The organism is Arthrobacter sp. (assembly GCF_031179385.1).
Classification (GTDB): domain Bacteria; phylum Actinomycetota; class Actinomycetes; order Actinomycetales; family Micrococcaceae; genus Arthrobacter_D.
Window position 1 is genome coordinate 1 of record NZ_JAPSHV010000020.1, and the last position, 21,458, is coordinate 21,458.

At 62.5% G+C, this 21,458-nt stretch carries 19 protein-coding genes; 4 read left to right on the plus strand and 15 right to left on the minus strand.

Annotated features, from left to right (window positions below):
* Positions 1-74: 74 nt before the first annotated feature.
* Positions 75-1,400 carry a cellulase-like family protein gene (locus RIF85_RS05145; protein WP_309070839.1) on the minus strand — a complete coding sequence of 442 codons (1,326 nt, stop codon included), beginning with the start codon at positions 1,398-1,400 and terminating at the stop codon, positions 75-77.
* A complete protein-coding gene (locus RIF85_RS05150) occupies positions 1,397-4,690 on the minus strand; it encodes a DUF5107 domain-containing protein (protein ID WP_309070840.1) in 3,294 nt (1,097 codons plus the stop codon). Before RIF85_RS05150 ends, RIF85_RS05145 begins: the two co-directional genes overlap by 4 nt.
* 52 nt (positions 4,691-4,742) lie before the next feature.
* Between RIF85_RS05150 and RIF85_RS05155 the strand changes: the two genes are divergently transcribed.
* A complete protein-coding gene (locus RIF85_RS05155; protein ID WP_309070841.1) occupies positions 4,743-5,645 on the plus strand; it encodes an AraC family transcriptional regulator in 903 nt (300 codons plus the stop codon).
* Positions 5,646-5,694: 49 nt separating this feature from the next.
* On the opposite strand, the gene RIF85_RS05160 is transcribed toward RIF85_RS05155, so the two are convergent.
* The 7 genes from RIF85_RS05160 to RIF85_RS05190 form a co-directional block, all read right to left on the minus strand.
* Complete coding sequence (locus RIF85_RS05160) at positions 5,695-6,561, minus strand: carbohydrate ABC transporter permease (RefSeq protein ID WP_309070842.1); 867 nt, start codon at positions 6,559-6,561, stop codon at positions 5,695-5,697.
* Positions 6,555-7,418, minus strand: coding sequence for a sugar ABC transporter permease (locus RIF85_RS05165; RefSeq protein WP_309070843.1), 864 nt, complete (start codon positions 7,416-7,418; stop codon positions 6,555-6,557). The genes RIF85_RS05160 and RIF85_RS05165 overlap by 7 nt, the downstream gene beginning before the upstream one ends.
* 113 nt (positions 7,419-7,531) lie before the next feature.
* Positions 7,532-8,734, minus strand: coding sequence for an extracellular solute-binding protein (locus RIF85_RS05170; protein ID WP_309070844.1), 1,203 nt, complete (start codon positions 8,732-8,734; stop codon positions 7,532-7,534).
* A 360-nt stretch (positions 8,735-9,094) separates the two neighbouring features.
* On the minus strand, positions 9,095-10,477 hold the full coding sequence (locus RIF85_RS05175) for an MFS transporter (RefSeq protein WP_309070845.1): 1,383 nt from the start codon (positions 10,475-10,477) through the stop codon (positions 9,095-9,097).
* Positions 10,478-10,534: 57 nt separating this feature from the next.
* Positions 10,535-11,773, minus strand: coding sequence for an FAD-dependent oxidoreductase (locus tag RIF85_RS05180; protein ID WP_309070846.1), 1,239 nt, complete (start codon positions 11,771-11,773; stop codon positions 10,535-10,537).
* A 3-nt stretch (positions 11,774-11,776) separates the two neighbouring features.
* Entirely contained in the window at positions 11,777-12,100 is a 324-nt protein-coding gene (locus RIF85_RS05185; RefSeq protein ID WP_309070847.1) for a 2Fe-2S iron-sulfur cluster-binding protein, read from the minus strand.
* A gap of 50 nt (positions 12,101-12,150) precedes the next feature.
* On the minus strand, positions 12,151-13,467 hold the full coding sequence (locus RIF85_RS05190) for a cytochrome P450 (protein ID WP_309070848.1): 1,317 nt from the start codon (positions 13,465-13,467) through the stop codon (positions 12,151-12,153).
* Between the two features lie 112 nt (positions 13,468-13,579).
* Between RIF85_RS05190 and RIF85_RS05195 the strand changes: the two genes are divergently transcribed.
* On the plus strand, positions 13,580-14,485 hold the full coding sequence (locus RIF85_RS05195; protein WP_309070849.1) for a LysR substrate-binding domain-containing protein: 906 nt from the start codon (positions 13,580-13,582) through the stop codon (positions 14,483-14,485).
* 34 nt (positions 14,486-14,519) lie between these two features.
* Positions 14,520-15,500, plus strand: a complete 981-nt coding sequence (locus RIF85_RS05200; RefSeq protein ID WP_309070850.1) for a glycoside hydrolase family 43 protein — start codon at positions 14,520-14,522, stop codon at positions 15,498-15,500.
* A 22-nt stretch (positions 15,501-15,522) separates the two neighbouring features.
* Here RIF85_RS05200 and RIF85_RS05205 read toward each other — a convergent pair whose 3' ends face one another.
* Together RIF85_RS05205 and RIF85_RS05210 are read right to left on the minus strand one after the other, a co-directional pair.
* The gene (locus RIF85_RS05205; RefSeq protein WP_309070851.1) at positions 15,523-16,461 is read right to left on the minus strand and encodes a DUF368 domain-containing protein; all 939 of its coding nucleotides are present in this window, start codon (positions 16,459-16,461) and stop codon (positions 15,523-15,525) included.
* 61 nt (positions 16,462-16,522) lie between these two features.
* Positions 16,523-16,708: a PspC domain-containing protein gene (locus RIF85_RS05210; protein ID WP_309070852.1), complete on the minus strand. Its 186-nt coding sequence runs from the start codon at positions 16,706-16,708 to the stop codon at positions 16,523-16,525.
* Between the two features lie 122 nt (positions 16,709-16,830).
* Between RIF85_RS05210 and RIF85_RS05215 the strand changes: the two genes are divergently transcribed.
* Positions 16,831-17,565, plus strand: coding sequence for a DUF72 domain-containing protein (locus RIF85_RS05215; RefSeq protein ID WP_309070853.1), 735 nt, complete (start codon positions 16,831-16,833; stop codon positions 17,563-17,565).
* 97 nt (positions 17,566-17,662) lie between these two features.
* Here RIF85_RS05215 and RIF85_RS05220 read toward each other — a convergent pair whose 3' ends face one another.
* The 4 genes from RIF85_RS05220 to RIF85_RS05235 are packed head-to-tail and all read right to left on the minus strand — an operon-like array spanning position 17,663 to position 21,456.
* Positions 17,663-18,580: a nitrilase-related carbon-nitrogen hydrolase gene (locus RIF85_RS05220; RefSeq protein ID WP_309070854.1), complete on the minus strand. Its 918-nt coding sequence runs from the start codon at positions 18,578-18,580 to the stop codon at positions 17,663-17,665.
* A 27-nt stretch (positions 18,581-18,607) separates the two neighbouring features.
* Positions 18,608-19,225, minus strand: a complete 618-nt coding sequence (locus RIF85_RS05225) for a bifunctional 4-hydroxy-2-oxoglutarate aldolase/2-dehydro-3-deoxy-phosphogluconate aldolase (protein WP_309070855.1) — start codon at positions 19,223-19,225, stop codon at positions 18,608-18,610.
* Positions 19,215-20,249 carry a sugar kinase gene (locus RIF85_RS05230; RefSeq protein WP_309070856.1) on the minus strand — a complete coding sequence of 345 codons (1,035 nt, stop codon included), beginning with the start codon at positions 20,247-20,249 and terminating at the stop codon, positions 19,215-19,217. The genes RIF85_RS05225 and RIF85_RS05230 overlap by 11 nt, the downstream gene beginning before the upstream one ends.
* A 28-nt stretch (positions 20,250-20,277) precedes the next feature.
* Positions 20,278-21,456: an ABC transporter ATP-binding protein gene (locus tag RIF85_RS05235; protein WP_309070857.1), complete on the minus strand. Its 1,179-nt coding sequence runs from the start codon at positions 21,454-21,456 to the stop codon at positions 20,278-20,280.
* Between the last annotated feature and the right edge of the window lie 2 nt (positions 21,457-21,458).

Sequence of the window (21,458 nt, forward strand, 5' to 3'; positions counted from 1 at the left end):
AGTAGTCAAGCTCGTCCGCCGGATGACTACGGATCGAAGCCTCAGCGAATACTGGTCGTTGGAGCGTCGTACATCTACCCCTTCGTGGTCGCGCTTCCGTAGTCCCGGATGAAAGCATTGGTTCGCCGGATCCAGTCCTTGTTGGACCACATCGGGTGATGCGGCGCCGCGTTGGATCCCAGCACCATCCCCCAGACGCCCTGCTCCAGCGCTACCCGGATACCGTGTTCAGCGAGTTCCCGCCCTATCGGACCCTCCTCAAAGTTCCCGTTCAGCGGCGTGTAACCGATCCAGCCCTCCCCGATGAGTGCCGGAATCTGCTGCCACCGCGCCCACCCGGCAACCGCAGTCACCCGCGACTCGATCTCGCGGCGCATGACCTCCCGGTAGGTGCCGTACTCGTTGTACAGCCAGGTGTCCCAGGCATCGGCATCCACCCAGTCGTACCCGTACACCATCTGGTCCGTTACAACCGTGGCCTGGTATTTCCACTCCGCCGGTCGCCCATACTCGGCCGGTGTCGGCGCATCCGGGTTCAGCAGCGCCTGCAACTCAACATTCGGAAAACCGGCGCTCCTTTCGGACCTGATGTCTATCCGCTTCTGCAACGCATCGAGCACGCCGTAGCTGTAGATGTGGAACTGGGCGGCACCGAGCCCATCCGGCAGCTGATGCATCGTGAGGTGTGGAGGCTTCCCGAAGCTTGCGGTAATCAGCAGGTCCGGATGCTGTTCGCGGAGGCGAAGGACCGCCGCACTGCCGCCGTCGTGCAGTGCCGGCAGGATCGAGAAGTCCACTTCGTTGTGCAATTCCACCAGTGCAATCTGCTCCCGGTAGCCTGCGTCCGTCACCGCGGTAATGAGCCGATGCCATGCCTCAGCCAAGACGGTGTATCGATCCTGGATCGCCACCCGGTCGATAGCCCGAAACCACTCCTCCGACCGGGCGAACGCGGGGCTCTGCTGGAACTCCCAACTGGCCAGCAGGACGACGAGTCCGTGCCGAGCAGCCGAGTCGAATAACTCCTGGAAACGGTCATGCAAGTTGATGGTGTAACCGCCCGGCGTGTCATACCAGCGGGTACGCTCCCCATAGAACCCTCCGCCCGGCGCAGCGCCGAGACCCTCGATCTCCAGCGACCGCGCCATCTGATCCAGGCCAAGCTCCCCAAAGAGCAGCAGCGGTGCCGCACAAATGCGGATGGCGTTATAGCCAAGCGCCGCGGTCTCAGCACACGCTGCGTCGAGATCCGCGTATGGTCCGCCCGGTTCCGCTCGCGTGTACCAGGAGAAGTCCCACAGACAGATCGTCAGCCGGTCCGGAAGGTGCCCGGGAATGGGTCCGGTCAGCGTGGAGTCAGTGGAGTCGATCGTCCCTGACCCCAGATACCGCTCGTTCATCGTGTGATGCCTTCCCTTATGCGTAGGTTTCGTCCCTGCTCGCCGAGCGCCCTCAGCCTGCCAGCCAGCAAGTCCTGTTCTGCCTCCGGCTTCCGTGCGAAGAGCAGCAGCTCGGGCAGCGACGTGGCGAAGTAGTCCACGTGCGGGCCCACGGCTTCCAGTTCAGCGGCCCGCGCCTCAAGCGCAGCCCACACGTCCGATGCTCCCTCCGCATCGCCCAGGCGGGCGTGCGCGACACCCCGCCAGTAGTCCTGCTCATCGATCGCGCGCCCGACGGCGAACGCACGGTTCCGCGCGCATGCTCGTATCAGTGCCTCCCGGGCCCTCTCGTTGTCCCCCGTCGCTTCAAGCGCTTCACCAAGCAGCACGTATCGCTGAGCGAGGATGTCTGCTGGATGGCGCCCCTCGGAAAGGTTGAGCGGTGCCTCGATGCCTGCGGCTAGAAGCTCCACCGCTGCGGATGGATCGGTTGCGATCAGGGAGCGCGCAACGGCGAGGGACGCGCGGTCGTAGGCGGCAAGCGCCTGCCCTTCTCCACCCTCGAAGGGCTGGAAAGTGCGCTCCTGCATGATCACCAGAGCCTCCTCCGAACGGCCCACGTCGACCAGCAAATTCACGTAGTGCAGGGTGAGATCATCACGGACGAGTACTCCCGGACAATACTGTTCGATTGCCGGCAAGCGCGCTGCACGCGGTTCGTCAGCGAGTTCGGCGAGCAGTGCCCGCTCGAAGACCAATCGAGGATCTCCCGGACGAAGGGTCAGAGCGTGGTCGAAGAAGCGCGCAGCGTCCGCCATCGATCCGTTCCCGTTGACCTCTGCGATGGCAGCGTTTCTCCACGCCACGGCGTCGGTTGAACCCAGGCGCCGCGCCTGCCCAAGTGAACGGCCGGCCTCGTCGATGCGTCCGGCGTCGATGAGCCAGGCGCCCAGGAGGGCATGCGCCACCGGGTCTTCCGGTTGTGCAGTGACGGCTGCCGTCAGCGCATCGTATTCGTCGAGGCCTGATGGGAAGGCAAAGGTGGTGTCCGACGCGCGGGCCTCCGCCCTCTCGTCCGATGCCTTGCCGCTTTCTCCAACGGCATCAAACCACAGTGCCCGGAGATAGTGCCGCAGGGGCTCCTGATTACCGAAGGTGCTCAGCGTCGATGTCAGCGGTTGGGCGGTGAGGGCAAAAGCTGTGTCACGATCACCGAGGCGCCACAGTTCGCATGCCACGGTGAGGACCGTTCGCGGGTCGAGCGGCGTCAGGCCATGGGCCAGTGCCTGCGACACAGGGTCCAGCGGGTCGTCAGCAAGGCATCGTTCCAGGAGCTCCGCCGCTTCGGTGTCCCTGCCGATCTGACGCAACGCAAGGATCATTAGGTGCCGCGGGCCAGGGCTCAGCAGGTCGTGAGCTTCGGCGATACGGGCGGATTCAAGGGCTTCCAAGGACTTTCCGGCCCGGAGTGCGATGCGCGATGCGCCCAGTCGTGCCGAATGCACCCAGGCCTTATCCCAGGCGGCCTTGCCGAACAAGACGCCCGCATCATCTAGCTGCCCCGCCCGCTCGGCCAAAAGCCCAAGCCGGTAGTGCGCCTCGCCCGTTGGCGGATTGAGGTTCCGACGGGTCAGCCTCGCAAGGGCCCGCTCATAGAGCTCGCGGGCCTCCCCGTACTGACCACGGCGGTGGTGCCAGTCACCCAGGGCAAGGCAGGCGCGGTGATCGTGTGGATCGCGGTCGAGAATTTCCTGGAAGTACGGGGCAGGGGATCGGGTGGGATGCCGGTATTGCTGCAGGTGCGTGCCCGTGATGTAGAGCTCGTCGCTTGAGGACACATCCGCCGGCAACGGCGGCTCGGTAGCAACCCACGGTTCGGGGGTATCGGTGGATGCGGCGGAAACCGTCCACCTGATCAGTTCGCCGCCGTCGTGGAAAACCTGCAGCGTGAGCCCGGGGCCGCCGTCGTCGTCGAGCATGACAGTGGAGGTGAAGGGGGCGCCGGGCGCCAGGGTAGCGCGCGTCTCCCACAGCACTCGCCCGTCCCGCTGCAGGACAATCCGCGCGTCGTCGAGAGTCCTCGCGCTGGAAACGCCAACCGTCACCTCCGGAGAGCCGGCCCGGGCCTGCAGCGAGACGGCAAGGTTGCGGGTGGCTTGGTGCGCTGGGCCGATGGCGTGGATGGGATACCAGAACTGGCTGAAGGTGCGCGTCTCGCCCGGGGCGAGGTAGCTGAAGTCCGGCTGATTGTCAGTGAAGACGCCGGCCATGAGCTCAACATACGGACCGTCGGTGTCTGTCAGGAGCCTGTCCCAGGCCTGACCGACGGCACCGGTGCCCCAGGTCCACTGCTTCTTTCCCGGGGCGATCGAGCGGTCAGCCCAGTGGATGAAGCCTGCTTGCGCGCGGTGGTCATACCCGCCGAAGAAATCGTCCTGGGTGTCGGTGATCATGTACGAGGTGGGGACGGGAATGTTGCCGTAGAAGTCGATGCGGTCAGCGTCCGGGTTGGTGTCGCTCACCAGGGCCGGGTAGTCGACGCCGTAGTACGGCCTGTCTGCACGGGGAAAGGCGGTGATGGCCCGGCGTGCGTGATCTGCAACGTAGTTGACGTCCGTCGGGAAAAAGGACTGGTATTCCTCGTGGACCCGTGCTGCAACGTTCGCCCACCACAGGAACGTCTGCGGCATGTCGGTACGGTTGTAGAGCCGAACTGCCACCTCGATCACGGAGCTGTCTGGGCGGATCCGTATTCCGTGGCTTCCCCTCATGCGCTGCAGTGGGTCTAGATCGCTTTGCCACACGGTCACGGTTCCGTCATCAGAACGCTCGACGGCGGTCTCCACCGGCAGATAGGTACCCGGACGGTGGTGCTGCGGCCAGTTGAACTCCACTCCGCCTGAGATCCAGGGACCGGCCAGCCCCACCAGGGCAGGTTTGATGACGTTGTTGCGATAGAAGAAGTCGTAGTCGTTGGTCTTGTCATAACCGATGTGGATGCGTCCGCCGAGCTCAGGCAGGATCATCAGCCGGATCCACTTGTTCTCAAGATGGATGGCCTGCCATAACCGCGGCTTCTTTGTGGTGGAGATCCGGTCGGTAAACGGGATGGGGTAAACGCGGCCGCTCGAGCCCTGATACACCCGGCGGTCCAGGAACAGCGGATACTCGTCCGGTGCCTCGGGCTCGTAGGTGTCAATGGAAACAGCTTCGCTCCAGCAGGCCACACCGCCGTCGTCAAGCAATGCCCGCTGATCGGCAGGGGCTGGAGGAAGGGTAATCGAGCTCTTGGCGTCATTGGCTAGGGTCACACAAGCAACTCTAGGAATTCAGTTGATGGTTCACCATGGCACATAATGAGGCATGCATGGACGATCCGATTCCGAAGAGCCCATGGTCGAGCGGGCAACCGGCTTTGATCATCAGCGTCTGGTGGTGGTGCCCCGGCCCCTGATTCGGGATGCGCTCAGCCGCCCGGTTACCCGGCGGATGGTCGTCACCGATGCCGGCTTCTTTCCCCGTGCTGAAAGCCATGGACGGCGGCGCCCGTCAGGAGCGCCCGAGACAATCGTCATGCTCTGTGTTGCCGGTAGTGGCTGGGTTGAGGTCGGTGGCGTCCGGAGTCAGGTTGAGAAAGGGACGGCAGTAGTCCTCCCCGGAAACACGGGGACACCGCACGCGTATGGAGCATTGGCTCAGAATCCCTGGACCATTTGGTGGTGCCATGTGAGGGGAACAGATGTGCCCGAAATCATTGGGGAAGCCGGCATCAGCGAGGAGCGGCCCCTTATTGGGCTCGTCGCCGTCGACCGGCTTACCGCGATACTCGACGAGATTGTCACCGATCTCGAGCGGGATCAGTCGCCCGCCCGCCTCATCGCAACATCCGGATTGGCCTGGCGCCTGTTGACCCTGCTGGCCGTCGACCGCCGATCCCCGGAGCGCGGCGCACCGCTCGAACAGGCGATGCGGTTCCTGGAAGAGCGTATCGACGGAAGCATTCGTGTTCCTGACCTTGCAGCCCTGGTCGGGGTGTCGTCGTCACAACTGAGCAAGCTTTTCCGGGAAGCGACAGGCGGAGGGGTGCTGGCACACCACCTTGCCCTCAAGATGGCGCGCGCAAGGCTGCTGCTGGACACCACCGTCCTGTCGGTCGCGCAGGTGGGACGCGCGATCGGCATGGACGATCAGTTCTACTTCTCCCGGCAGTTCCGGCGCGTGCACGGGCTGAGCCCCACCGCCTATCGGGCCGAGCGCAAAGGCTGACACTGACGACGTCGTACTCCATATGAGCCTTCGACGCGGGCGGGGCGACCTATCCCTTGCTTGCCCCAGCCGTAAGATCAGCTCTCCAAAAGCGTTGAAGTCCGATCATGAGCGCCACGAGGAGGACCACCGACAGCGCCGAACCGGTGACAACGAGCTGGTAGAACATCGGGTCCCGCTGAGTCTGGGAGTTCCACAGGGTCAGTCCGAGTGTCAGAGGGAAGGTTTTCGTCTCATTGAGCATGACCAAGGGGAGCAGGTAGTTGTTCCAGATGGTGACGAACTGGAACAGGAAGATCGTCACGAGTGCCGGCGACATCATGCGGGTCGCTATCGCCGCAAAGATTCTCAGGTCTCCCGCCCCATCGATGCGTGCGGCTTCGATGATCTCATCCGGCACTGCGGCGTTTGCATGGATTCGTGCAAGGTACACGCCGAAGGGACTCACCATGCTGGGTAGCAGGACTGACCAGTAGGTGCCGGTGAGGTCCACTGCATTGAGGAGGAAGTACAGAGGGAGAGCGATGACTGTAGCAGGAACGAGCACTCCACCGAGAATGATCGAGAACAACAGCTCCCGCCCGGCGAAGGCATACTTGGCGATCGCATAGCCGCAGGCGGCCGATAACGCCGTTGCGACCAGCGCACCGACCGCTGAGTAGAGGACGCTATTCAGCACCCAGGCGGTGAAGATGCCGCCGTCCTGGGTGAAGACGTTCCGGAGATTTTCCCAAGCCTGCGGTGAGTTCGTGAACCACAGCCCGAAACTGCTGAAGAGCTCCCCCGGGCTCTTGGTCGCTGCAACAAGGACCCAGAGGATCGGCAGCAGGAAGTACAAGGCGGCGATCACGAGCACGCTGTTGACTGCGATCGAGCTCGTCAGGGGCGGACGGATGCGTTGATTCTGGCTTACCACGCGCGGTTTCCTTTGCGGTTCACGAGCCGGAGGAATCCGAAGGAGAAGGCGAAGCCCAGCACGGCGACGATCACTGCCATAGCTGCGGCAAGGTTCGGATTGCCCTGGGAGAAGGACTGGTTGTACGCGGCGAGGTTCGGCGTGTAGTCGGAGCTGATCGCTGTAGTCAGGGGACGCAGGACCAGGGGTTCGACGAAAAGCTGCAGGGTCCCGATGATGGTGAAAACGGTGACGAGGATGACGGAGGGGCGCACGAGGGGCAGCTTGATCCGCCACGTGATGGCCCATTCCGAAGCCCCGTCAATCTTCGCTGCTTCGAACAATTCGGACGGGATCGCGTTCAGCGCCGCGATGAGGATGAACATGTTGTAACCGGCGAAACCCCACAACGCGATATTCGCGATGGCGAACAGAATGCTGTTCGTGTCCAATGGGTTCACGCTGATGCCTGCGGCCGACAGGACCTGCAGGATCGGACTCGTTGCCGGGATATAGAGGAAGCCCCAGAGCAACGCGGCAATCACTCCAGGCACGCCGTAAGGAATGAAGAACACAACACGAAAAAGCCGGGGGAACCGTGCACTAGCCGAATCGATGAGCAGAGCGAGCCCGACGGCTGTCACCACCATGAGCGGCACCTCGATGGCGGCGAATGCGAGCAGCCGTCCGAGGCTCGCGACGAATGAGGGATTGCTCAGCGCCGCCGCGTAGTTGTCGAGGAAAACAAAAACCTTCTCAGGAGCCCCGAATCCAAGTCCTGATGCCTTCGTAGAAAACAGGCTGTCGCCGATCGCATAGACGATGGGAGCGATGAAGAACGCAGCAAACATGGCAGCGAAGGGCGTTACCAAAACCACCAAAGCCAGGTTGGGATGCCGCCTAGCCTTACCTCGAGGTGTGGTTACTTCGTGATTTCGAGATGTTGGGGCAGCGGCGGGGCGAGTAACTCGCCCCGCCGTTCGGGTCTGGCTCAATTGACCGAAATTCCCTTGTCCTTGAGCGCACTGCTCATTTCGTCCTGGGTTTTGTCGTAGGCGTCTGTCAGCGGGGTTCCACTCTCGACCGCACTCTTCACGTTGTCGCTGAGGGATGCAAAGAGTGTCGAGGACAGAGGAGGCCACTTCCAGGAGTTGTCGACATTCTTGTCGGACTCCGCAAACACATCCCAGATGTCTTGTCCCCCGTAGAAGGCAAAGACTTCAGGATCATCCTGGAGGGAAGCGATAGACGCCGTGTCGGCAATAGCCGGCCAGCCTGCCCCGACGCTCGTCAGGATGCTGACGCTTTCGGGATCTGAGTTGAGCCAGGCAGCGAATTCAGCGGCCTCCTTCGGATTATCCGACCCCTTGAGCACAGCGCTCGCGGAACCACCAGCCCACGTTGCGGAGACATTCTCCCCGGCCTTCCACTGAGGCACCGCGCCCACAGCCCACTGCCCGGCGGTGTCGGGAGCAGTACCGCGGAGGATAGCGTCAGCCCAGGATCCGGAGATCCAGGTGACGACGTTGCCGCTCTGGATGTCTGCATTCCATTCGCTCGAGAAGTCCGCTTCGATCTTGACGAGATCCTCGTCAATCATCTTCTGCCAGAACTCTGCGACCTTGAGAGTTTCGTCATCGTTGATGGTGACCGTCCACGCATCGTTCTCTGGCGTGAACCAGTTTCCGCCGCCTTGCTGGGACAGACCAATCAGCCAAGGAGCCTGGTTGAAGGCGAACGCGGTGATGTAACGGTCAGGGTCCGAAGCCCGAATCTTCTTCGCGGCTTCGTAGTACTCGTCCCAGGTCGTTGGGTACTCAATGCCCAAGGAATCAAAGATGTCTTTGCGGTAGAACTGACCGAGGGGTCCGCTGGCTTGCGGAACAGCATAAACGCTGTCATTGAAGACGCCGGTCTGCCACTGCCAGGGAACGAACTTCTCCTCCTGGTCTCCGACATACTCAGTGATGTCTTCAAGTGCATCATTGACCAGGAAGTCCGGGATGGCGTCGTACCCAAGCTGAACGACGTCGGCGGGGTTACCGGCCTGAACCGCCGAAAGCATCTTCGCGTACCCGCCGTCGGGACCCGCCGTGATGGTTTCCAGCGTAACGTTCACCTCGTCCTGAGAATCGTTATAGGCGTCCACAGCCTGATCGATGTTCGGCACCCAGGACTGGAAGGTGATATCCACGGGGCCTTCCTGAGCAGCAGGAGCGCTTTCACCTCCAGGGCTACTGCAGGCTGCGAGGCCGCCGGCTAAAACGATGATTACCGATGCGGCCAGCGCCGACCGTCGGCCCGAGGAATGGTTGCCGAACATACATGCTCCTTTGCACTGCAAAACAGGGGATCATTTGTACCGATGCGCTAAATCTAGGTGTGCACAGCGGTGGAGCAACATAGCGATATGAGCCTTCCCTATGGACGATCCGCTAAACCTTCGAGGCACAGACGAGGCCTGAGCATGGATGACCACCCGTTCTGGGACGCAGAAAGGGCTGGCCACCCCGGAGGAGTCCGGGACAGCCAGCCCTTGACGGAGTGGGAGAGCCTAGGCGCCAGCCCTTTCGAAGGCCGGTTCGCGGCGCTTGTCGAAGACCGTGGCCCCGACTTCCTGCTCCGCCTGATTATCGATGGACAAATCAATCCCCTTGCGGTCCCGAAGAATGAGGACCGCAATCGTGGAAAGCACGGTCATGCCCAACAGGTACAGCGACACGGACGCGCTGGTTCCGGTGTTCTGGATCAGCGCCTGCGCGATGGTTGGGGCAAACGCTCCGCCGAGGATGGCACCAAGAGCGTAGGAGATGGATACTCCCGAAAAGCGCACGGATGCCGGGAAGATTTCGCTGTACCAGGCGGCCTGCGGACCGTAACTCAGCCCGAGTCCAATGGTGAAGAGGCCCAGCGCCACGTACAGCAGCGGCAACGATCCCGTGTCGATGAGCCAGAACAGCGGGAAGACCATCAACGCCTGCGAGCCAAAACCAATCAGGTAGGTCTTCCTGCGCCCGATCTTGTCGGCCAGGAACCCGGAGATGAAGGTGAAGATGAACCACATCGCAGCGGCGAACGTGATGGCCAAGAGTACGTCGGTGCGGTCCAGCCCAACCTCTGCCGTCGCGTAGCTGGGAATGAACCCTCCGGTCGCCATGTAACCGGCAGCGTTGTTTCCGGCGAAGACCAGGGCGGCCAGGAGGACCAACAGCCAGTGCTTGCGGAACAGTTCAGCTGCCGGAACCTTGGTCTGCTGCTTACGGGCCGCAATTTCCTCGAAGACGGGTGACTCATCGACCGCACGGCGGACCATGTAGCCCACGGCGATCAGGACGATACTCAGGAGGAAGGGAACCCTCCAACCCCACTCGATGAACGCCTCGCCCGGGGAAACCCAGCCGGTCATGACGGCGGTGACCCCTGAGGCAAGCAACATGCCGAGCGGGACGCCGAGCTGGGGGAAGGACCCTGCACGGCCCCGGCGGTCGCGCGGTGCGTGTTCGACGGCCATGAGGACGGCGCCGCCCCACTCACCTCCGGCGGAGATCCCCTGCAGGATCCTCAGCAGCAGCAACAGGATCGGCGCGAGGACGCCGATACTTTCGTAGGTGGGCAGAACGCCGATCAGCGTGGTTGCCGCACCCATCAGAATGAGCGTCAGCACCAGCATCGGACGTCGGCCGATCTTGTCCCCGAAGTGTCCGGCAAGGAATGCTCCCAGCGGCCGGAAGAGGAAACTGATACCTACGGAAGCGAACGCCAGCAGAAGACCGATGGATTCACCGGCGGGCGCGAAGAAGACCTGTGCGAAGACCAACCCGGCGGCCGTGGCGTAGATGAAGAAGTCGTACCACTCGATGGTGGTGCCGACTATTGTGGCGAACGCGACGCGCCGTTGCGTCGCCTTCGACGCGGCAGCTGCCGATACTGCGGACATGTTTTCTCCTGGGATGAACGGTGAATGAGGTGGATGCGATTGGTTTCAGGATTGGTATCAGGCTGCGGCGAGAAGGGCGGCCCGTGCGTATTCCTTCAGGCTGAAGCCGGCCACTGCCGCTTCGGCGGGATCCGGTCCACGACCGGCGGCAAGCAGCTTGCGCGCTGCCATGTGGTCGGCCGGCGCGTTGACGGATTCAACCGCTACAAGCTGACCGTCGCGGTAGCAGAGGACTGAAAAGGCGGCGGCACCCGGATTCCCGATGACTACGACGTCGTCGTCCGCCTGGGCGATACCGGCCATCTGCAGGCGCAGCTTGCCCTGCGTCGACCAAAACCAGGGAACATCCGTGTAGTTCGTCAGCGTTCCGAGGATGGTCTGGGCTGCATGGCGACCGTGGGCCGCTGCGTTCTGAACGGACTCCAGTCGGGTGACAGCCCCGGTATGGACGCTCGGGTAGCTGGCGCAGTCCCCGATAGCGAGGATCGAGGGGTCCGAGGTCCTCAGTGTGGACTCGACGAGGATTCCATTCTGCGTCTGGAGTCCGGCGCGGGCGGCGATGTCATCATTCGGTACGACGCCGATACCCACCACCACAAGGTCAGCCGGGTACGTAGTACCGGCAGTTGACACTGCAGCACCGACGCGGCCGTCAGGACCGACGTCGAAATGGTCGATACCTTCATTGAGCCGCAGTTGGATGCCACTCTCCTGGTGCTTCCGTGCAAACCATTCCGCCGTCGTCGGAGTCAGCGCCCGTCCCATCGGCCGCGGGGCGAATTCCAGGACTGTGACGGAACACCCGTGGGCGTGTGCTGCTGCTGCGAATTCGAGCCCGATGAAGCCGGCACCGACAACCACCACGTTCCGTGCCGTGGCCAGCGCACTGTGCAGAGCCCGGGCATCCTCCAGAGTCTTCAGGCCCCGTACACCCTCCAGTGTTGCGCCAGCACACGCCAGCTCGCGGTTGCGTGCGCCGGTGGCGAGAACCAGGTGCTCGTAATTAAGGACCGATCCGTCCGAGAGCGTGACCGTGCTGGCGTCCCTATCTATGTCCGTCGCTCTCACGCCCGCTCTCAGGTCAATGTCCTTGTCCTGATAGAACGACGGCGTGCGCAGGGGCAGCGGCTCGGGATTCCCTGAAGCAGCCAGGTAATCCTTGGAGAGGGGCGGGCGCTGATAGGGAAGCTCCGGCTCGTCCTCAATGATGATGACTGGTTTGGTGTACCCACCGGAACGGAGCGAATCGGCGACCTGGAGGCCGGCATGGCCTCCCCCAATAATGACAACGCTCACGGCCTACACCTGTCCCTCAGGGATGTCGACGACGATGCCGTCCAATTCCGTGCTGACGCGAACCTGGCAGCCCAAACGGGAGGCGTCGGTTCGTTCGGCAGTGGTGCAATCGAGCATCTCCTCTTCGTCCTCGCTGATGTCGGGCAGTGCATCTGCAAACTCGGGACGGACGTAGACGTGGCAGGTGGCGCACATCGCCTGTCCCCCGCACTCCCCCACGATGCCGTTTACGTTGTTGGCGACTGCGGCGCGCATGAGGGACGTGTTGTCCTCCACGGTGACGGTGTCGGACTGGCCGCTGGGCTGGACATAGGTGATGGTAGGCATGGTTCTCCTGAAGGAATGGTGAGTAGGAAGGGGACGCCGTGTGAGCCGGGCTAGTCCCAGAGGACCGGCATCTTGATCAGGCCACGGAACACCCAACCGGCGTCGACCGCCGCGTTGTCGGGGTCCAGGCGCAGACCGGGGAGTCTGTCGAAGAGGGCGGGCATAGCAACCTGCGCTACCTGTGCCCGTGCAATCCACGTGCCGGCGCAGAAGTGCTGACCGCCGCCGAAACCGAGGTGCGGCTTCTTGGCCCGGTGGATGTTGTACGACTCCGGATCCACGAATACTGCCGGATCCCGGTTGGCGGCGCCGAGCACCACACCGAGCCGAGCGCCTTCGGGGATACGCACGCCTTCGAGGACTGTCTCGCAGGTTGTCTGGCGCGGGTACATGCCGATGGGCGCGACCCAACGCACGGATTCCTCGAAAGCCGTAGCGTGCAGCTTCGAGTCAGCCACGACATCCGCGAGTTGGTCGGGGTGGGAGAGCAATGCCCAGACGGTGGTCGCGAGGACATCGCGCGGTTCATTCAGCCCACCGCCGATGGTCATCTTCAGGTTTGCCCTGACGGACTCGAGCGGAATCGGCAAGGAGGCCAGCCCCGAGAGGAGGGAGTGATCGGGGTTCTTCAGCAGGTACGGGATCATGTCATCGATTGCCGCGTCCACCTCGGCTGACGCGGCCTCGCTCTTCGCCCACACGTCCGCGTCATCGGCGTAGTTGCCGGTTCCGTCGATCATCGACTGGCTCCAGCGCTGCAAATCTTCCTGCGTGGAGTTGTGGAACCCGCAGATCAGTCGGAGGTTCTCGGCCGCATAGGGTGCTGCGTAATCCCAGACGAAGTCCGCTCCCGGCCCCTTGGCGACGAGCTCGTCGAGGTACTTCCGGTTGTTCTCCTCGAAGATGGCGGCCCAATGCTTCTTGATCGTGCCCGGCCGGAGCGTGCTGCCGTAGGAGTCGCGGTCCACCTTGTGCTCCGGATCGTCCTTGCGGAGCATGGAATGCCCCATGGCGCGCTTCATCAGGGAGCCCGTCTCATTGGCAGAGAAAACGTCCGCGTCCTGTTCGATGGCGTGGCAGGCGGCGTAACTCGTCACCATGTAACGGTTGACGGCCGGGACCCAGTGCACTGGCGCCTCTTCGCGCATCCTCCGGTAGATCGGGAATGGGTTCCGGTGGAGTTCGGGGATCGTGACCCAGTCGGCGACAGGCGGGTCAATGGGCGCCTCGGTGTTCTCCGCAACGCTGCCGGACCCTACGTGGTCGGCGGGAAGGGATGCCAACACCGCAGCGCGTTCGGTAGGGTCCGTGGGCAGGTTCCCGCTGAAGGGACATGCGGCGGTCTCGGATGGCCCCTGGACATTCATGGCTGATCTCCTGCACTGAGCGACATTGCTGATGGATTCAGTGTGGCCTGACTCATATCAGCAGGTAAAGTACAAGAATCAGGGCTATATCCACGGTTTGGGTGAGGTGTTCATGGCACGGTATACGCTCCGGCAACTGGAGGCGTTTGTCGCCGTAGCTGAACAAGGCAGCCTCACCTCCGCTGCGGAGAAGCTCCATGTGTCCCAGTCAGCCATTTCCGGTGCCATCAACAACCTTGAACGCGTCTTCGGCGCACAGCTGACCATTCGCCGTAAGGCTCATGGAGTGACCCTTACCTCCGCCGGAAAGTACGTTCTCGACCGGTCGAAAGGCCTCCTGAACGCGGCGTCGGACCTCGAATTACACGCCTCCGACGCTGGGACCGAACTGCGGGGCGCCCTTACACTCGGCTGCTATCGCACGCTCGCGCCCACCGTGCTCGCTGGCCTCATCGACCAGTACAGCCGGCTCTACCCACTGGTGGAGCTCGATTTCTTCGACGGACCACAGTCGGAGATTCAGGAACGGGTCCTCGCAGGCCGGCTGGATCTCGCAGTCGCTTACGACCTGGGGCTGCCCGCCGGGCTGCAGCGCAAGCGCCTGTACGAGGCTGCGCCCTCCATCGTGCTGGCAGCGGATCACCCGTTGGCGTCCCGGCCTTCCCTTGGGTTGAACGATGTGGCCGATGAACCGATGATCCTGCTGGACGTGAATCCGAGCCGCGAGAACACCATGATGATGTTCTCCAGCGCCGGGCTGCAGCCCAATATCCGGTTCCGCACAACGGACTACGAGGTCACACGGTCGCTGGTCGGACGCGGGATGGGCTACGCAATCCTGATTCAACAACCGGCAGCGAATCAGACCTACGAAGGCCGCCCGCTTGTAGTCCACCCCATGACACCGGTCATTCGAACCGTCCCGGTCTCGATCGTGTGGCCGGGCTCCGTGACGCCCTCCCAGAGCGCTGCCGCCATGGTGGCGCTTGCCTCCGAGCTCTACGCCGATGCCGGCTGATTCGCAGCCGGCAGCGTCTGAAAGACTGACTCCCGTGACTCCATCCCATGCTGCTTCCGCGGACACAACCCATAACGACGACGACGCCTCCCAGCGCTGGCTCTTCGCCTACTTCACTCCCGAGACGGAGAAGGAAGGCGAGCAGGTCCGCTTCGCCGTAAATTCCGGCCCGGATGCAAGGACGTGGATACCCCTCAACGATGGCAACCCCATCCTGATCAGCGACGTCGGCGAGCGCGGCGCGCGGGACCCCTTCATCTTCCGCGACCATACGCGTGACAAGTTCGTTGTGCTCGCCACCGACCTGCGCGTTGCGACGGACGGCGACTGGGACCGAGCCGAGCACCGCGGCAGCCGGTCAATCCTCGTGTGGGAATCCGAGGACCTGATGACGTGGTCCGGCCCGCGGCTCGTCCCCATCGCCCGTGAGGACGCCGGCAACGCCTGGGCCCCGAAAGCCTTCTGGTCCATAGAACGGGACGCCTGGCTGGTGTTCTTCGCGTCATCGCTTCCGGGCATCGGTGAGGCAGGAAGTGATTACCAGCGCATGTTCGTCACCGAAACGGCCGACTTCGCCAGCTTCAGTGCACCCGTCCTGTACCTGGACCTCGGCAAGTCCGTCATCGACGTGACCTTCCTGCAGGTGGGCCAGTGGTGCTACCGCTTCTCCGCAACCTCCCGCCCCGCGGGGAGCCCCGAGGATGACGCTTTCGTGTTCGTTGAACGCGGCCGCAGCCTGCTCGACCCTGACTTTGAGCCCTGGGTAGTAGCCGCCGGAAAGGGGGACATCAGGCAGGGCGAGGGTCCCGCCGTCGTCCTGCCCTCCGACGGTTCCGCACCGTTGCTGCTGATCGACGAATTCGGGCTGAGCGGCTATCACCTGTTCGAAGCCGCTGACCCGGAGCTGCGGGAATGGAAGCACGTGCACGACGCCGTCCTGCCGCCCCGTGCACGCCACGGCTCGTTGCTGGCGATCACCCCTGAGGAACACGCACGGCTTCTGCGACGCCGATGACCCCTGCCAACGTCCTGGCAGACTAGGCTGGCTTGTGCGCCCGTCGGCCAAGCAGCCACATCAGGATGACCACCGATACTCCTGCCACAGCCGCGGTCAGAGGGCCTGCCCAGGCGCCGGGCTCTGGGGCGAGCAGCGCTGTGTCATCTTGCCAGGGCCAAAGAGCGCGGACTGAGCCAAGGATCAGACCGGTAGCGATCAGGAGCGTAGGGACTTCGTGTTCGCGCAGGAGGTACGCGAGGAGCCGGACCACGGTCACAAGCCCCAGGAATGCGCCGGCGCCAAAGAGCGCGATGTAAGCAAGATCCCTGGAGCTGACGGCTTCCAGAGTCGGTTCGTACATGCCCACCGTGAGCAGGACAAACGACCCGGACAGCCCGGGAAGTACGAGCGCCCCAACCGCTGCCGCTCCACTGATGACGAGGATCCACCACCGCGGCTCGTCGACCTGTAGGGCCGGAATGCCAAGGAAGAGAAACGTAAGCGATGCGACTGCCAGCACCACGGCCACGTTGCGGACGTGGCGACCTGGCTTTGCCGATGTCGCTTGACGAACCATCGACGCCGGTACCAGCAGACTCGCGAGAACCATGCCGAAGAAGAGCGCCCGCGCCAGGACGGGTTGTGTGTCAACGAAGTGGTGAAGCGGTCCGGCAAGGGTGAGGAGAGCGACCACCATGCCGGCAACCAGCGGAAGGACGAGCACCCACTCGACCTGCTTGAGGTGCTGCAAGGCTGACCCGACGCTGCGGCGACGTACCAGCGACGCGACACCATGGACGGCATGGTTCGCTGAGCGGATCAGCCGCTCATAGATTCCAAGGACCAACGCCATCGTGCCGCCGGAGACTCCGGGAACGAGTTCCACGAGACCGATCACGGCCCCCTGGAGGAGAGCAGGGATGAGTCGCAACCACCCTCTGGTAGGAACAGGAGCGCTGGGTACCGGAAGGGAAGTCATCCCTTCAACGGTAAGTGCAAGGAGCCGATCGGCCTGAATCGGAGCCGGCGTGCGGTGGCGGTCAGCCGCTGGACTTGGGCAGGATGATCCACAGGATGATGTAGACCAACTCGCCAATGCCTACCAGTCCGAAGATGATGAAACCGATCCGGACAAGCCACGTGGGCAGGCCGAATCCGGTTGCGATAGCCGCGCAGACTCCGGCTATCAGTTTGCCGTTACGGGGACGTACCAGTGTGCCAGCCATGCGGCGACTCTACGCCGGTCGGGGACCCTGCGGAACCCCGCTCTTCAGACGTCGCGAGCGTTCTATCGGCCGGTTGCTAGTGTGACCAAGGTGAGTGAAGCGGGCCCTAGGTCAACCGGGCAATGAGCGAAGTCCGTATCGGAACCTCCGGCTGGAGTTACGACCACTGGAACGGCGTCTGCTACCCGCATGGGACACCGCCGGCGAGACGGCTGGACCACTACGTGAGCCGGTTCGACACGGTGGAGCTCAACGCCAGCTTCTACCGCTGGCCGCGCGACGCGACGTTCGCCGGGTGGCGGCGTCGCCTTCCGCCGGGGTTTGCGATGTCCGTCAAAGCACCACGCGGACTGACGCACGGTAAGAAGTTGTACCAGCCGGAGGTCTGGATCGAGCGGATCGCCCGCTGCTGGCACGAGCTTGGTGACCGCCGCGCCGCCCTCCTCCTTCAACTCCCGCCATCCATGGAGCGCGACGACGCCCGCCTCGACTACTTTCTCACCCACCTGCCGTGGTGGATCCGGGTAGCGGTCGAGTTCCGTCATCCGAGCTGGGATGACGACGCCGTGTACGCGATGCTCGAACGCCACCAGGCCGCGTACTGCGTGATGAGCGGAGCAGGGCTCCCCTGCGTCCTGAAAGCGACAGCTCCCTTTGTGTACGTTCGGCTGCACGGACCGGATCACGGGCATCTTTACGCGGGCTCGTACTCGGACGCCGACCTTCGCTGGTGGGCGGACCGTATTTCGGAGTGGCACAGTTCCGGTCGGGACGTCTACGTGTACTTCAATAACGACGGCGCCGGCCACGCCGTGCGGAATGCGGAGACTCTGCGCGCGTTGGTGGGCAAACCCTGATGCCCGGTGATGCTGGAGCGCGAGAGCAGAAACCGTTAGCCTGAACGCCCTCTCCCCGAAAACGCCCTGGGGTAGGAGCGGCTCAGCAGCCCAACAACTATAGCGAAACGGGGTCGGTGATTATGCTGTAGTGCTCCGGACGTCGATGCTGTGAGAAGTTGAAGACGTCACGTCGGTATCGGGTGACCATGTCGAGATCGATCTCAGCGGTAACGAGCTCATCGCCCATTGTGCGCGCGGTGGCGACGATTTCGCCGGACGGCGCAATTATGGCACTTCCGCCTATTTGGCAGACGCCTTCCTCAGTGCCTGCTTTTGCTGTCCCGATAACCCACATGGCGTTCTGGTAAGCACCCGCCTGCATAGACAGGTGGTTCTGAAAGTCCACTAGCCTGTCGCTCTCAGGCAAATGAGGTGTCAGCGCGGGGGTGTTGTACCCAAGGCACACTACCTCTGCCCCTCGGAGCGCCATCACCCGATAGGTTTCCGGCCATCGTCGGTCATTACAGATAGCCAAACCAATTTCTGCATTGCCCCATCGACGCACCCCGAATCCAAGATCTCCTACTTCAAAGTATCGTTTCTCAAGGTTTTGGAACGGTGCACCCTCCTGCTTCAGCTCGAACCCCGGCAAATGAATCTTCCGATACTTATGGATGACTTCGCCGAGTTCATCAACCAGCACCGCGGTATTGAAGAACCGGTTCGCTGCTGTACGTTCGGCATATCCAAGGACGAAAGCCACTTGCAGCTCGCTTGCGGCGTCAAAAAGCCCTTGAGTTTCCGGTCCAGGCAAACGGGTCTCGTAGAAGGTGAGAAGTTCGCTTCGGTCACGTACGAACCAATGAGGGAAAAAGGGAGTTAGCGCCGCTTCCGGGAAGACGACCAGTTGAGCTCCTTCAGAGGCAGCGCTTTCCAGTAACTTGATAAGCCTTGCCACGGTTTCCGCCTTAGTCGCGGAACGCGGAATCGGCCCGAGTTGAGCGGCCGAGACAGTGAGCGCTCTACTCTTCACTCCAGCCTGCTAGTGATCATGATTTCGTCATGCCCCTGCCCCGATTCTGTCGGCGAGTATTCCGCTGATCAGATCCAGTTGACGTTCATCCGCGAGGGCAGAACCGACGGCAACAGTTCGGGCACCGGCCTCGAGGAACGCGGCAGCATTCGTGGCGTCTATCCCCCCGGTAGCTACAAACTTCACGGCGGGGAAGGGGCCTTGCATCGCTTTGAACCAGTCCGTACCCAACACGGAGGCAGGGAAAGCTTTGACCACGCTGCAACCAAGACGGACGGCTCCCTGTACTTCGCTGGGAGTGGAGACACCCGGCAGATGTGGCATTCCGATCTCGCGGCAGAGCCTGACTACTTCTTCATCCAATCCCGGTGCAACAGTGAACGCCACTCCAAGTTCCCGGCTTCGCCGGACCTGCTCCGGGGTGATCACGGTACCGGACCCAACAACCTTCCCTCGCTCTGCTCCTGCTTTGACGACTGCTTCCAGGGAGGGAACAGCGTCAGGCGATTGGATGGGCACTTCCACCAGGTCGATGCCCAGATCCCAAGCCCGCGACGCGAGCTCCACGGCACGCTTGGCCTCCATGTTCCGGAGGATCGCCATGACGGGTTGTCCTTCGATGAGAGTCTCTACTTCAGCTGACATGGACAGGTCCTTTCGGTATGAATGACCTGAGGTCATCCAGATGGCTGCTGCTCAGCGAAATGCCGGCCCAGTCTTCGGGCCCCACATCGCTGAGGGACAGAATTGACTTTGCTGGCGGAAGGGCCGGCAAATCGCTGACATGTTGCAGGGTGAGACCAGCCATCAGATGGCCCAACCGAAGAGCCCTCGGCACACCCAGGCTTCGGACCATTCCTGAGAGGAACCCGGCTGCGAAGGCGTCCCCCGCGCCCACGGGATCCACTACTTCAGCTTTAAGCGCCGGCTCGAATGTTGCGCGATCTGCGGCGAAGTGGGTGGCCCCGATTGCCGCGTCCTTCACCACTAGGTGAGGGACGTCAGGCAGGATATTGCGCACATCTTCGGCCCGCGGGGTGTCCCAGAGGGCCTCGGCTTCGTCCCGGCCGACCACGACTATGTCCGCGCCGCGAGCCAGTTCGAGCAGGCGCGGCGCCGCTACAGCGGTGTCCCAGAGCGCAGGCCGGTAGTTGACGTCGAAACTGACCTGGACTCCTGGAACCTCACGCTCGATGATCAGGCGTTGCATAAGCGCGTCGGCCGTTGTGGACAGGGCGGGCGTAATTCCTGACACATGGCACAACGACCGCCGTTCCAGGTTCAGGGAAAGGAGGTCCTCCGGACCCATCGCCGATGCCGCCGATCCGGACCTGTAGTAAAACACACGGCTTCGGTCGGCTTCCCTATTTTTAAGGTAGATGCCTGTGGATCGCGTGCTGTCGACGACGACAGTGTCCAGCTGCACCCCCCGGTCCCGGAGGAAATCAATGATGATGCGCCCGAAAGGATCGTCACCCACCCGACTGAACCATTCGACGTCGTGCCCCAAGTGGGCCAACCCGCTGGCCACGTTGCTCTCAGCCCCACCGACGTGAATCCCCACGTGGCTATTTTCCTCCAGCGGACCATCATCGGCGGTAAGAAGCACCATGGTCTCGCCAAGGCACAATAACGGCGGAGGACTACCTTCAGGACTCAAGTTCGTCATGCTGCTATTCCAAGTTCTGTTCGGGCTGTCAGCTGGAAGCCATCTGCGGGCTGTCGTCGAGCAGCTCCCCGCTTTCCGTGGAATACCAGAGGACGTCGGACGCGTCGAACGAAACAGAGCACAGCTGGCCGTGTTCGAGGCGGACGTCGCCCACCAGCTTGGAGTAGAAAAGGTCTCGGGATGCTCGCGCACCGACCTCCGTGGTGTGGTCCTCAGAGCCGAACTTGAAGCCGACCACCGTCTCCGAACCCAAGTGCTCCACGGTGATGACCCGTGCAGGATAACCGCCCGATCCAGCCTCCGTATGTACCCGGACCTTCTCCGCACGGACTCCGAGATGTGCTTTTTGGGCTGCAGTGACTTCGGGTGGCGCGAATGAGAGGTCGTTGCCGAACATGTCAGCCTTGGTGCCGTGAATGTCCACAGGGATCAGGTTCATCGGCGGGGAACCGATGAATTTGGCGACGAACGTGTTGGCCGGCCGGTCATAGATCTCCTTCGGTGTGCCGTACTGCTGGACCAGTCCGTCATTGAGCACGATGATCCGCGTTCCCATGGTCATCGCTTCGACCTGGTCATGCGTGACGTAGACAAAAGTCTTCTGCACGCGATCGTGCAAGGCGGATATCTCGGCCCTCATTTGGGTCCGAAGTTTCGCATCGAGATTGCTCAGCGGCTCGTCCAGGAGATACAACGCAGGCTCGCGAATCAGTGACCGGGCCACCGCGACACGCTGCCGCTGGCCGCCCGAGAGCGCCTTTGGCCGGCGGTCAAGGTAGTCAGTCAGCTCCAGCATTTCCGCTACATCAGTGATCTTCGCTGCAATGTCTTTTCGGTTCATCAACGCACGACGCGCGAACCCGCCGACCACCGGAATATGGTGCCACCATTTGAAACTGTCCATGATCAGAGGGAATCCGATGTTGGCCCGTACGCTCATGTGCGGGTACAGCGCATACGACTGGAAGACAAAGGCGATATTCCTCTTCTTGGGCTCCAGGTCGTTTACAACCACTCCATCAAACTTCAGCTGCCCCTGGGAGATGTCCGTCAGGCCTGCGATCATTCGAAGCATCGTGGACTTTCCGCAGCCTGAGGGGCCGAGGAGAACCAGGAACTCCTTATCCGGAACCGTTGCATCAAAGCCTTGAATCACGGTGTTACCCGCGAAATTCTTGCTGACGCGGTCAAATTCAATTGTTGGCATGG